The sequence below is a fragment of the Halomonas sp. BN3-1 genome (assembly GCF_003056325.1).
Classification (GTDB): Bacteria; Pseudomonadota; Gammaproteobacteria; order Pseudomonadales; family Halomonadaceae; genus Halomonas; species Halomonas litopenaei.
Genome location: NZ_PYVV01000001.1, coordinates 186,304 through 199,298 on the forward strand (window position 1 = coordinate 186,304; position 12,995 = coordinate 199,298).

At 67.3% G+C, this 12,995-nt stretch carries 11 protein-coding genes; all 11 read left to right on the plus strand.

Going from position 1 to position 12,995, the window contains the following annotated elements; translation table 11 throughout:
- Nucleotides 1-7 precede the first annotated feature (7 nt).
- The 11 genes from ftsL to C9F12_RS00930 all read left to right on the plus strand — a co-directional run bounded on the left by ftsL (nt 8) and on the right by C9F12_RS00930 (nt 12,931).
- A complete protein-coding gene (gene ftsL / locus C9F12_RS00880; protein ID WP_052704393.1) occupies nt 8-331 on the plus strand; it encodes a cell division protein FtsL in 324 nt (107 codons plus the stop codon).
- On the plus strand, nt 328-2,052 hold the full coding sequence (locus C9F12_RS00885) for a penicillin-binding transpeptidase domain-containing protein (RefSeq protein ID WP_108447667.1): 1,725 nt from the start codon (nt 328-330) through the stop codon (nt 2,050-2,052). Before ftsL ends, C9F12_RS00885 begins: the two co-directional genes overlap by 4 nt.
- A 23-nt stretch (nt 2,053-2,075) precedes the next feature.
- A complete protein-coding gene (locus C9F12_RS00890) occupies nt 2,076-3,584 on the plus strand; it encodes a UDP-N-acetylmuramoyl-L-alanyl-D-glutamate--2,6-diaminopimelate ligase (RefSeq protein ID WP_108447963.1) in 1,509 nt (502 codons plus the stop codon).
- Complete coding sequence (gene murF, locus C9F12_RS00895) at nt 3,581-4,966, plus strand: UDP-N-acetylmuramoyl-tripeptide--D-alanyl-D-alanine ligase (RefSeq protein WP_108447668.1); 1,386 nt, start codon at nt 3,581-3,583, stop codon at nt 4,964-4,966. Before C9F12_RS00890 ends, murF begins: the two co-directional genes overlap by 4 nt.
- A 9-nt stretch (nt 4,967-4,975) precedes the next feature.
- The gene (mraY, locus tag C9F12_RS00900) at nt 4,976-6,058 is read left to right on the plus strand and encodes a phospho-N-acetylmuramoyl-pentapeptide-transferase (protein WP_108132663.1); all 1,083 of its coding nucleotides are present in this window, start codon (nt 4,976-4,978) and stop codon (nt 6,056-6,058) included.
- 7 nt (nt 6,059-6,065) lie between these two features.
- Nucleotides 6,066-7,481 carry a UDP-N-acetylmuramoyl-L-alanine--D-glutamate ligase gene (gene murD / locus C9F12_RS00905; protein WP_108447964.1) on the plus strand — a complete coding sequence of 472 codons (1,416 nt, stop codon included), beginning with the start codon at nt 6,066-6,068 and terminating at the stop codon, nt 7,479-7,481.
- A complete protein-coding gene (gene ftsW / locus C9F12_RS00910; RefSeq protein WP_045993378.1) occupies nt 7,478-8,722 on the plus strand; it encodes a putative lipid II flippase FtsW in 1,245 nt (414 codons plus the stop codon). Before murD ends, ftsW begins: the two co-directional genes overlap by 4 nt.
- 29 nt (nt 8,723-8,751) lie before the next feature.
- Nucleotides 8,752-9,804, plus strand: a complete 1,053-nt coding sequence (gene murG / locus C9F12_RS00915) for an undecaprenyldiphospho-muramoylpentapeptide beta-N-acetylglucosaminyltransferase (RefSeq protein WP_108447965.1) — start codon at nt 8,752-8,754, stop codon at nt 9,802-9,804.
- 64 nt (nt 9,805-9,868) lie between these two features.
- The gene (gene murC, locus C9F12_RS00920) at nt 9,869-11,281 is read left to right on the plus strand and encodes a UDP-N-acetylmuramate--L-alanine ligase (protein WP_108447669.1); all 1,413 of its coding nucleotides are present in this window, start codon (nt 9,869-9,871) and stop codon (nt 11,279-11,281) included.
- The gene (locus C9F12_RS00925; protein ID WP_108132664.1) at nt 11,278-12,204 is read left to right on the plus strand and encodes a D-alanine--D-alanine ligase; all 927 of its coding nucleotides are present in this window, start codon (nt 11,278-11,280) and stop codon (nt 12,202-12,204) included. Before murC ends, C9F12_RS00925 begins: the two co-directional genes overlap by 4 nt.
- A gap of 1 nt (nt 12,205) precedes the next feature.
- The gene (locus C9F12_RS00930) at nt 12,206-12,931 is read left to right on the plus strand and encodes a cell division protein FtsQ/DivIB (protein WP_108132665.1); all 726 of its coding nucleotides are present in this window, start codon (nt 12,206-12,208) and stop codon (nt 12,929-12,931) included.
- The last annotated feature ends 64 nt before the right edge of the window (nt 12,932-12,995 follow it).

Consider the following 12,995-nt stretch of genomic DNA (forward strand, 5'->3'; position numbering starts at 1 on the left):
ACCTTCCATGGCTCAAGGACGACTGGATATCAACGCCTTTGGCTGGCCGCTGCCGCGCACCATGTCGCCACGCCTTTTGCTGGTGGTGGCGCTGCTGCTGGCATGCCTGGTGTCGGCGCTGGCGGTGATCAGCGTCAGTCACCAGACTCGCCAGCAGTATGCTCGGCTCCAGGAGCTGGAGCGTGAACAGCAGCAGTTGCAGACGGAGTGGGGGCAGTTGCTGCTGGAGGAGAGCGCCTGGTCGACGCCGTCGCGTGTCGAACGCCTGGCGGTGGAGCGTCTGGAGATGCGGCTGCCCGATATCCATGACATCGAGGTGATCACGCCATGACCGCGGAACTTCCCCGGGGCGTGACACCTCGCCGCCCGCCGCCGATGGAACCGATGGGGCGGGCGCGCTACGTGGTGATGATGACGCTGATCCTGCTGGGCCTGGGTCTGCTGGCCGGGCGGATCGTCGATCTTCACGTCATCGATCGCAACTTTCTTCAGGTGCAGGGGGACGCCCGTACCCTCAGAACCGATCCGATCCCCGCCCACCGGGGCATGGTCACCGATCGTCACGGCGAACCGCTGGCGATCTCGACCCCTGTGGTGACGCTTTGGGCCAACCCCCAGGATCTGCCCGCCGACGACATCCAGCGGTTGCGCCTGGCCCAGGCGCTGGGCCAGGACCTCGATGCCCTCAACGAGCGTATCGACCGCTACAGCGAACGGGAATTCATGTACCTGCGTCGGCGCATGACCCCGGCCCAGGCCGAAGAAGTGCTCAAGCTGCGGGTGCCTGGCGTCCACGCCCGGGAAGAGTACAAGCGCTACTATCCTGCCGGCGAGGTGACCGCCCAGCTGCTGGGGGTCACCAACGTCGATGACCAGGGCCAGGAAGGACTGGAGCTGGCCTATCAATCCTACCTGTCCGGTGAGCCCGGCAAGCGCCGCGTGCTCAAGGACCGCCGTGGACGTCTGGTGCGCGATCTGGAGGTGCTGCAGGAGGCAGAGCCAGGCGGCAACCTGACGCTGTCCATCGACCAGCGCCTGCAGTACATGGCCTACCGTGAGCTCAAGGCTGCCGTGGATGAAAACGACGCCGACGGCGGCGTACTGGTGATGATGGACGCGCGCAGCGGCGAGGTCCTGGCGATGGCCAACCAGCCCTCCTACAACCCCAATAATCGCGCCGGCCTGGACCCCCAGGGGCTGCGCAACCGGGCCATGGTCGACGTGTTCGAACCGGGCTCGGTGATGAAGCCGCTGGCCATGTCGGCGCTGCTCGAGACCGGTCGCTTTCCACGTGACACCGTGGTGGATACGTCGCCAGGCTGGATGCGAATCGACCGCTACACCATCCGCGACGTCTCCAACAATGGCGAGCTGACCCTGGCCGGGATCCTGCGCAAGTCCTCGAACATCGGCATGGCCAAGCTGACCCTGCAGCTCGACGACCCGGTGGTGCCAGATCGCTACCGCGCGCTGGGCTTCGGCCAGGCCCCGGGCACCGGCTTCCCCGGAGAGGCCACCGGCAACATGCCGGCGCCGGCGGTGTGGTCGAGCAGTCAGTGGGCCGCGCTGTCCTACGGTTACGGTCTGTCGGTCACCGCCTTGCAGCTGGCCAGTGCCTATACCTCCATCGCCAATCATGGCGAACGCCTGCCGCCGTCACTGCTGCGCCTCAACCGCGCCGCCCAGGGCGAGCCGGTCATCGAGCCCGAGGTCGCCGACCGCGTCCTGGCCATGATGGATGAGGTGGTGGCACCAGGCACCGGCGCCCGACGCGCGCTGGTGCCCGGCTACAGTGTGGCCGGAAAGACCGGCACCGTGCGCAAGAGCGGCAGCGGGGGCTACGAGCAGAACGCCTACCGGTCGTTGTTTGTCGGGATTACCCCGGTCTCCGACCCGCGCATCATCACCGTAGTAATGATCGACCATCCCCGGGGCGACGCCTACTACGGCGGCGCCATCGCTGCCCCGGTGTTCTCGCGGGTGGCGGGCAGTGCCCTGCGCATCCTCGACGTACCGCCGGATCGCCCCGAACAGGAGGGCGACAGCCCATGACGCAGAAGGCGACGGAATCCGCCATGACCTTATCCCTGGCGCGTCTTGACGACGTGCTGACCCAGTTCTGGAGTGAGCTTGCGCCGAACGCCGCGGTCGCCGGCGAGATGGCGACCTGGCTCACTACCGACAGCCGCGAGGTGTCGCCCGGCGCGACCTTTGTCGCGATCCCCGGCGTCGCCGCCGATGGCCGCGACTATATCGACAAGGCACTGGATGCCGGCGCCTGCCTGGTGCTGGCGGAAGGTCCGCAAGACGCCCCGCCGCGGGTCGATGGTCGCGTATTGTGGCTGCCCGGGCTGCGCGCCCGACTCGGCGAGCTCGCGCGCACCCTGTATCAGGTGCCCGATGGGCTCGAGCTGATCGGTGTCACCGGCACCAACGGCAAGAGCTCGGTGACCCACTATATTGCCGAGCTGTCCCGCGCCACGGGCAGCGACTGTGGCCTGATCGGTACCCTGGGTCACGGTCGCCCGGGTGCCTTGACCCAGGGCATGCTGACCACCCCCGAGCCAGTGGCGCTGCAGCGCCAGCTGGGTGAGCTCGCCGACCAGGGCATCACTCGGGTAGCCATGGAAGTTTCCAGTCACGCCCTGGAGCAGGAGCGGGTGGCGGGCTGTCGCTTCACTGCCGCGGTATTTACCAACCTGAGCCGCGACCATCTCGACTATCACGGCAGCATGATCGCCTACGCCGCCTCCAAGGCGAAGCTGTTCAAGCGCCCGGAGATCAGTCTGGCCGTGGTCAATGGCGACGATCCCCTGGCTCGGCTGATGCTGGCGGGCATCGGCGAGGGCACCCGGGTCCTGGCCTGTGGTGAAGACGATGCCGTCTCGCTCAGGGTGCTGGATGTCGAGCCCGACGTCGGTGGGCAGCGTGCGCTGATCGCCACGCCGGAAGGCGAGAAGGTGGTAGTGCTGCCGCTGCTTGGTCGCTTCAATCTCGACAACGTCCTGCTGGCCATGGCCAGCCTCTACGGTCTGGGTGTCGGCATCGACGAGCTGGTGACTGCCGCCGCGACCCTGACGCCGGTGCCGGGACGGATGCAGGCGTTGACCCGGCCCGGGGCTCCCACCGTGGTGATCGACTACGCCCACACGCCGGATGCGCTGGACAACGCCCTGGCGGCGCTTCGCGCTCACCTGCCCGGACGCGGGGCGCTATGGTGCCTGGTCGGCTGCGGCGGTGATCGCGACAGCGGCAAGCGCCCGCTGATGGCCCAGGCGGCCGCAGGCCAGGCCGATCGACTGGTGATCACCGACGACAACCCCAGAAGCGAGGACCCGGACGCCATTCGCCAGGCGATGCTCGCGGGGCTGGAGGGCCAGGCCCGCCAGCAGGCATGGAACATCGCCGGTCGCGGTGACGCCATCGCCCGTACCATCGCCGAGGCGAGCGCCGATGACGTGATTCTGATCGCCGGCAAGGGACACGAGGCCTACCAGGAGATTCAGGGCGTGCGCCACGACTTCTCCGACCTGGCCGAGGCCGAAGCCGCCCTGGACCAGCGTCGACAGGGGCGGGACCAATGAGCGCGCCTGGGCTCGCGTCGCTGGGGTCGGTGTGCCGGGCGCTGGGTGTCGATGAAGAGGGCCGCGGCCTTCAGGGGCTTGCCAACTCGCCGATAGCCGCCATCGTCACCGACACCCGTCGGGTGGTGGCGGACACGCTGTTCGTGGCCTTGAAGGGCGAGCGCTTCGATGCCCATGACTTTATTGCCAAGGCCCGCGAAGGCGGTGCCTTGGCGGCGGTGGTCGAGCACCCGGTGGACGACCCCTTGCCCCAGTTGGTGGTGGGCGATACCCGCATGGCGCTGGGGCTGCTGGCCCGCGAGCGGCGCCGGGCCTGGGGCGGTCCGCTGGTGGCGGTGACCGGCAACAGTGGCAAGACCACGGTCAAGCAGATGCTGGCGACATTGCTGGCTCGTCAGGGCGAGACCCTCGCCACCCACGGCAACCTCAACAACGATATCGGCGCGCCCTTGACGCTGCTGGCGCTTGCCTCGGATCACCAGAGAGCCGTGGTGGAGCTCGGCGCCAATCACCTGGGCGAGATCGCCTGGACGGTAGCGCTGGCCGAACCCCAGGTCGCCATCATCACCAATGTCACCGGGGCCCACGTCGGCGAGTTCGGTGGCATGGGGCGCATCGCCCAGGCCAAGGGGGAGATTCTCGGCGGACTCGGCCCCGAGGGCGTCGCCGTACTCAACCGTGACGACCGTTACTTCTCGCTGTGGCAGCGCCTGGCGTCGCCCCGTGAGGTGATCGATTTCGGACTGACGCCCGAGGCGCGCCTCCATGCCGGGGAGCTGGTCTGCGATACGCTCGGGCGCTATGCTTTCACGCTGACTTTCGACGCTCAGGTGCTGGGGCGTGTCGAGCTGCCGCTGATGGGCCGTCACAACGTGTCCAATGCCCTGGCGGCTGCGGCAGGGGCGCTGGCCATGGGACTTCCCGCCGCCGACGTGGTGGCGGGGCTTGGCGAGGTGGTGCCGACGCCGGGACGCCTGACCGTGGAGGAGGGGTTACGCGGTGCGCGGCTGCTCGATGATACCTACAATGCCAACCCGGGGGCGATGAAGGCGGCCATCGACGCCCTGCTGGGACTGCCCGGCCCGCACTGGTGCCTGCTCGGCGCCATGGGAGAGCTGGGTGAAGCGTCTGCCGATCTGCACGCAGAGATCGGACGCTACGCGCGGGAACGCGGCATCACATTTCTCGGTACTCTGGGCGAGGCGGCCGAGACCGCCGCCCGAGCCTTCGGCGAAGGCGGGTACCATTTTTCTGATCAGGCGGCGATGGTCCGCCATGTGCGTCAACATCTGCCCGAGGCGGCCAGCGTGCTGGTCAAGGGCTCCCGCGCCGCGGGGATGGAAGGCGTCGTGGCGGCCTTGCGGCCGGATGTTTCAAGGTGAACCTGATACATGTTGCTTTTCCTGGCTGAATTGTTGGCGAACTATCAAAGCGCCTTCAACGTCTTTGGATACCTCACCCTGAGGATGATTCTGGCGACCATCACCGCGCTGGTGCTGTGTCTGTGGTTTGGCCCCCTGATGATCCGCCGTCTGGTGGAACGTCAGATCGGCCAGGCGGTGCGCGACGACGGTCCCCAGTCCCACCTGTCCAAGGCCGGTACGCCGACCATGGGCGGCGCCATGATCCTGATGGCCATGGCCGTCAGTACCCTGCTGTGGGGCGATCTGACCAACCATTATGTGTGGGTGGTGCTGGTCGTCACGCTGGGCTTCGGCGCCATCGGCTGGGTCGACGACTATCGCAAGGTGGTGGAAAAGAACCCGCGCGGACTGCCGGCTCGCTGGAAGTACTTCTGGCAGTCGGTGATCGGCCTGGGCGCCGCCGTGGTGCTGTACCTGACCGCGGCCTCGCCGGTGGAAACCAGCCTGATCCTGCCGCTGCTCAAGGACTTCGTGCTGCCCCTGGGTGGCTTCTACATCCTGCTGACCTACCTGGTGATCGTCGGCTCCTCCAACGCAGTCAACCTGACCGACGGCCTCGACGGCCTGGCGATCATGCCTACGGTGATGGTCGCCATGGGCCTTGGCGTCTTCGCCTACGCCAGCGGCAACGCGGTATTCTCCGAGTACCTGCAGATTCCAATGATCCCCGGTGCCGGCGAGCTGGCGGTATTCTGCGCCACCATTTCCGGCGCCGGACTCGGCTTTCTGTGGTTCAACACCTATCCCGCCCAGGTGTTCATGGGTGACGTCGGCGCCCTGGCCCTGGGTGCGGCCCTGGGCGTGGTCGCGGTGATCGTGCGCCAGGAAGTGGTGCTGTTCATCATGGGTGGCGTCTTCGTCATGGAGACCATCTCGGTGATCCTGCAGGTCGGCTCCTACAAGCTGACCGGTCGTCGTATCTTCCGCATGGCGCCGCTGCATCACCACTTCGAGCTCAAGGGCTGGCCCGAGCCTCGCGTGATCGTGCGCTTCTGGATCATCACCGTGGTGCTGGTCCTGCTGGGTCTGGCCACCCTCAAGATCCGCTGAGGTGGCCATGGACGCCAGTCAGGATGTGCGACTGCCGCAACGCCATGTCGTGCCCGCCCACCTGAGCGTGGTGGTAGGGCTCGGCCTTTCGGGGATGGCGATCTGTCGCCATCTCAAGCGTGAAGGCCGCGATTTCATGGTGGTGGACACCCGCGAGGCACCGCCGGGACTCGACGTCTTCCTGGCGGACTTTCCGGGGGTGCCGGTGCGCCTGGGGCCGCTCGATGGATTGGTGCTGGACGACGCGCGGGAGGTGATCCTGAGCCCCGGCATCGACCCCCATCAGGCGTGCTTCGAGGCGCCGGCCAGGCGCATCGATCCAGACACCGGCGAGCCCCGTCTGGTGGGTGAGATCGCGCTGTTCCGGCGGGCCTGTCGCGCGCCGCTGGCGGCCATCACCGGTGCCAACGCCAAGTCCACCGTGACCACCCTGGTCGGCGAGATGGCCCGCGAGGCGGGGCGGCGGGTGGCCGTGGGGGGTAACCTCGGTACCCCGGCGCTGGACCTGCTGGTGCAGGAACCCGAGGCGAATCTCTTTGTGCTGGAGCTGTCCAGCTTTCAGCTCGAGACGACCCCGTGTCTGGGGGCCGACAGTGCCGCCTTCCTTAACCTCAGCGAGGACCACCTCGATCGCCACGGCGACATGGCCGGCTATCGCCGCGCCAAGCTCGCGATCTTTCGTGGTGCCAGGCACGCGGTGGTCAACGCCGAGGACCCCCTGACCTGGCCGGACGAGGCGTTGCCTGCACTGTCACGCTTCGGCGTGACGGCGCCGCAATCCGGCGACGACTGGGGCGTGGTGGAGCACCAGGGCGAGCCCTGGTTCTTCCACGCGGACCAACCACTGTTGCCGGTGGCTCGCATGCGCCAGAGTGGCCGTCACCACCAGGCCAATGCGCTGGCCGCCCTGGCCATGGGGCAGCGTCTGGGCTTTCCGCTGGAGGCCATGGCCCGGGTGCTCGAACGTTTCAGCGGGCTTGCCCACCGCAGCGAGTGGCTCGCCACCATCGACGACGTCGACTGGATCAACGACTCCAAGGGCACCAATGTGGGCGCGACCCTGGCCGCCATCGCCGGACTCGGCCCGACCCTGGATGGGCGTCTGGTACTGCTGGCCGGTGGTGTCGGCAAGGGTGCCGATTTCTCGCCGCTGGCCGCCCCCCTGTCGCGCTACGCCCGTGAGGTGGTGCTGTTCGGCCGCGACGCCGAGGCGCTGGCCCAGGCCCTGAAGGGCGCGGTCGCCATCACCCGCGTCGACGATCTGGACGCCGCCATGTGTCGCGCACGGGAGGTGGCCAGGCCCGGTGATGCGGTGCTGCTGTCACCGGCCTGCGCCAGTCTCGATCAGTTCGTCAACTATCAGGCCAGGGGAGACGCCTTTCGCGCCTGGGTGCAGGATCTTTCCAGCGGAGCCAAGCCATGAGCCGTCTCGCCCGATCTCGCCAGCGCCTCGGTGCCCTGCGCGAGCGTCTTTCCACCCGCGACCATGCCTTCGATGGCTGGCTGGTGGTGGCTACGCTGTCGCTTCTGCTGATCGGCTGGGTGATGGTGACGTCGGCCTCCACCGAGGTGGCGTCGAGCCTGACCGGCAACGCCTGGTACTTCAGTATTCGCCACGGCATCTTCGTGCTGGGCGGGTTGACCGTGGGGTGCCTGGCGCTGCGCGTCCCCCTGGCCTGGTGGAAGGCCAATGGCCCGCTGCTGCTAGTGGTGGGACTGGTGCTGCTGTTGCTGGTACTGCTGGTGGGGCGCGAGGTCAACGGCAGCCGCCGCTGGCTGTCGATCCCCGGGGTGCCCTTTAATCTACAGGCCTCGGAGGTCGCCAAGCTCTGCTTGATCGCTTACATGGCGGGCTATCTGGAACGCTTTCTGCCACAGGTCAGGCGTCAGTGGGGGGCCTTTCTTCGCCCCTTGGTAGTGGTCGGAGTGGTGGCCGTGCTGCTGATCCTCGAGCCCGACTACGGCGGTGTGGTGGTCATGACCAGCTGCGTCATGGGCATGTTGCTGATGGCCGGGGCGCCCTGGGGGCGCTTTCTGCTGTTGTTCGTGCTGGTGGGAACCCTGGGTGCCATCCTGGCGGTGGCCGAACCTTACCGCATGGCGAGACTGACAAGTTTCATCGATCCCTGGGCGGACCAGTTCGCCAGCGGTTACCAGCTGACCCAGGCGCTGATCGCCTTCGGTCGCGGCCACTTGATCGGCATGGGCCTCGGCAACAGCGTACAGAAGCTGTTCTACCTGCCGGAGGCCCACACCGACTTCGTCTTTGCGGTGCTCGCCGAAGAGCTCGGCATGGTCGGCGCGATCGCCGTGGTCGGCCTGTTCGCACTGCTGGTGTGGCGGGCCATGGCGGTTGGGCGTCGGGCCGAGCTTGCGAGGCTACCGTTTGCCGCCTACCTGAGCTATGGCATCGCCCTGGTGATCGGCGCCCAGGCCTTTATCAACATCGCGGTGAGTACCGGCATGTTGCCGACCAAGGGGTTGACCCTGCCGCTGTTGTCCTACGGTGGGTCGAGCCTGGTGGTGAGCTGTATCATGGTGGCGTTGTTGCTGCGGGTGGACATCGAGACGCGCGAGCGCCAGCGTCGGCAGTCGCCGGCGGCGCGGCGTGACCAGGCCCGCGAAGCGCCCAGGAGAACCAAGGCTGCAGGAGTGAAGCCGTGAGTGACACACAGGGAAGGCGAGCGCTGATCATGGCCGGCGGCACCGGGGGGCACGTCATCCCGGCGCTGTCGCTGGCCAGGGGATTGCAGCAGCAGGGCGTCGAGGTGGCGTGGCTGGGTAGTCCCAGAGGTATCGAGAATCGCCTGGTGCCCGAGGCCGGCATAGTGCTTCACCAGATCGCCATCAGCGGCCTCAGGGGCAACGGTCTGGCGGGCTGGCTCAAGGCGCCGGTGCGCCTTGGACGCGCCGTGTGCCAGGCGAGAAGCGTGATTCGCGAGTTCGACCCACAGCTGGTGGTCGGGCTCGGAGGCTTTGCCAGCGGCCCCGGCGGGCTTGCCGCCCGACTGTGCGGCAGACCGCTGGTCATCCACGAGCAGAACGCCGTGGCCGGGCTGACCAATCGTGCACTGTCGCACCTGGCCAAGCGAGTCTACGCCGCCTTTCCCCAGGCCTTCGGTGGCCGCGCCGAGGTCGTCGGCAATCCGGTCAGGGATGACATCGCCGCCCTCGGCGAGCATGCACGTGTGGCCGACCAGATGCGCGGACGACGCCTGCGGCTGCTGGTGGTCGGCGGCTCCCTGGGGGCGCTGGCGCTTAACCAGCAGATGCCCAGAGCGCTGGCCGAGCTGCCCCCCGAGTCGCGTCCCGAGGTGCGCCACCAGGCCGGTAGAGACAAGGACCAGGCGACCCGCGAGGGCTATCAGGCTGCCGGCGTGGAGGCCGAGGTCAGCGACTTTATCGGTGACATGGCCGGCGCCTACGATTGGGCGGATCTGGTGGTCTGTCGCTCCGGCGCGCTGACCGTGGCGGAGCTGGCGGCGGCGGCCAAGCCGGCGCTGTTCGTACCCTTTCCCCACGCCGTGGATGATCATCAGACGGCCAACGCCCAGGCGCTGGTCGGTGCCGGTGCCGCGGCGCTTATTCAGCAGCGTGACATGAATCCTTCGTCCCTGGCCGAACGCCTGGGGACCTTGCTTGAGCCCGACACCCTGGCGGCCATGGCGAGCAAGGCAAGGGCCGAGGCCCACCTTGACGCTGTGGAACGGCTGGTGGCGGGCTGTATGGAGACAGGTTTTGAGTAATTCGACCCAAGGGCCGGTCCCCGGCCAACTGAGCTCATCCGCTGCCACCAAGCCCGGTCTCGGCATGCGGCGCATTCGTCGTATCCACTTCGTCGGCATCGGCGGCGCCGGCATGTGCGGCATCGCCGAGGTGCTGGCCAATCAGGGCTACCAGGTCAGCGGCAGCGATCTGCGTCATTCGTCGGTGGTGGCGCGACTCGAACAGTGCGGCGCCCTGGTGTTCATCGGACACGCTGCCGAGCACGCCGCCGGTGCCGATGTGGTGGTGGTATCCACCGCCGTGGACGCGGACAACCCGGAGCTTGTGTGGGCCCACGAGCATCGCGTGCCGGTGGTACGTCGCGCCGAGATGCTGGCTGAGCTGATGCGCTTCCGTCACGGCATCGCCGTGGCCGGGACCCACGGCAAGACCACCACCACCAGCCTGACCGCCACCCTGCTCGGCGAGGGCGGGCTGGACCCGACCTTCGTCATCGGCGGCAAGCTGACCAGCGCCGGCACCAACGCCCAGCTGGGGCAGGGCGACTACCTGGTGGCCGAGGCGGACGAGTCCGATGCCTCCTTTCTGCACCTGCAGCCGATGGTCAGCATCGTCACCAATATCGATGCCGACCATATGAGCACCTATGGTGGCGACTTCGAGCGTCTCAAGCACACCTTCATCGAGTTTCTGCATAACCTGCCGTTCTACGGTCTGGCGATACTGTGCATCGATGATGACAACGTGCGTGGCCTGCTCGACCGCATCAATCGCCAGTTCGTCACCTACGGCTTCTCCGACGACGCCGACTATCGCATCGAGAACTTCACCCAGAGTGCCGGCGAAGTCCGCTTTACCGCAGTGCGGCCCGGCAACCTCGAGGATCTCGATGTCAGTCTGGCCATGCCGGGCCGTCACAATGCGCTCAATGCGCTGGCGGCGATCGCCGTGGCCAGCGACGCCGGGGTCGACGCCGAGGCGATTCTGCGGGGACTCGCGAGCTTTGCCGGGGTTGGCCGCCGCTTCCAGGTACACGGTCACTTCGCCGCGCCGAACGGTGAAGGTGAGGTGATGCTGGTGGACGACTATGGTCACCACCCCCGCGAGGTGGAGATGGTCATCAAGGCGGTGCGCGATGGCTGGTCCGAGCGCCGGCTGGTGATGGTCTACCAGCCCCACCGCTACTCACGCACGCGCGATCTCTACGAGGACTTCGTCAGGGTGCTGTCCGGCGTCGATACGCTGGTACTGCTCGACGTCTACAGTGCCGGCGAAGCCGCGCTGCCCGGCGCCGATGGTCGCAGCCTGGCGGGTTCCATCCGTCAGCGTGGCGAAGTCGATCCGATCTTCGCCCAGGACAAGGCGGAATTGCCGGCGCTGCTGGCCAAGGTGCTCAGACCCGGCGATATCCTGATTACTCAGGGCGCCGGTGACGTGGGTGGCATCTCCCAGCGTCTGGCGGATGCCCAGCTTCAGTTCGACGAGGTGATCCTGTGACACGACAAGTACAGTCCTACGGCCATGTGGTGGTCATCTACGGTGGCCATAGCGCCGAACGAGAAGTGTCGCTGAACAGCGGTGCCGCCGTGCTGGCGGCGTGTCAGCGCCAGGGCCTTGAAGTGACCGGCTATGACCTTGCCGAGGGCGGCGTCGCCGGGCTGCAGGCGCTGAACCCCGATCTGGTGTTCATTGCCTTGCACGGCAGGGGAGGGGAGGACGGCTGTCTGCAGGGGGCCCTTGAGCTGGCGGGAATCCCCTATACCGGCAGCGGTGTTCTGGCCTCGGCGCTGGGCATGGACAAGCTCAGGACCAAGGCGCTGTGGCAGACCCTGGGTCTGCCGACGCCCGAGAGCGTACTGCTGTCCCCCGAAGCCGACTGGAACGAGGTGGCCGACCGACTGGGTCTGCCGCTGGTGGTCAAGCCGGTCCATGAGGGTTCGACCATCGGCATCAGCATCGTCAACAGCCGTGATGAACTCGAAACTGCCTATCGTGAGGCCGCCACCTTCGATACTCGGGTGATGGCCGAGCGTTTTGTGTCGGGAGACGAATTTACCTTGTCGGTACTTGGCGACAGCGCGCTGCCGGCCATTCGCGTCGAGGTGCCCAGCGGCTTCTACGACTACGAGGCCAAGTACCTGTCCAACGAGACGCTTTACCACCTGCCCTGTGGTCTGGATGCCGAGCAGGAGACCGCGCTGGGCGAGCTGTGCCTGGCGGCGTTCGAAGCGGTGGGCTGTCAGGGCTGGGGCCGCGTCGATGTGATGCGCGACGCTGAAGGTCGGTTCTGGCTGCTCGAGGTCAATACCGTGCCCGGCATGACAGATCACAGTCTGGTGCCCCAGGCGGCGGCCCATGCAGGCATCGACTTCGACGAACTGGTCCTGCGTATTCTCGATACCGCCAGGGAGCGCGGCTGAGATGGCCAGGCGCGGCACCTGGCTTGGCGTCGTGCTGCTGGCTGCCCTGGTGGGCGCCGGTGGCAAGGCGCTGTGGTTGTGGCTGGATCGGCCCATCGAGCGGGTGTCCATCGGTGGTGAGTTGCACCACGTGGACGCCAGCTATCTCAAGGGCCAGCTGGCGCCGCTGGTCAGGGGCCGCACCTGGCTGTCGGTGGACCTGGAGGCGCTGCGTGAGCAGGCATTGCAGGTGGGCTGGCTCAAGGAGGTGCGTATTCGTCGCGAGTGGCCCAATGCACTGACCTTCGAGCTCGAGGAGCAGCGCCCGGTGGCGCGCTGGAACGACGATCAACTGCTCAACGGCGATGGCGAGCCCTTTGTCTTTGCCCCGGTGGAGCCGCCCATGGGACTGCCGGATATGGCGGGACCCGGTGGCGCCGGCCCCGAGGTGCTGGCCTACTTCGATGACCTGGGGCAGCGGCTGGACAAGATGGGGCTCGGGATCGACCAGCTACGTCTGGAAGCCCGCGGCGCCTGGCGCTTTCAGCTGGACAGCGGCGTCTGGATCATGCTCGGCCGTGGAGATCTGGACGCCCGCCTCGGGCGCCTCGAGGCGGCCTGGCGGCGTGAACTGGGTGAGGTCGCGTCGCACATTCGCTACATCGATCTGCGCTACCCCAACGGCGTCGCCGTGGCCTGGCATGGCGAGACGGAGCCGGTCGATGATGAGGCCGCGACTCGCGGTTAACGAAAAGACGGCATGGATCAGACGCGAGAACGGAATTATATGGCGACACTTTTCCGGCCATCGG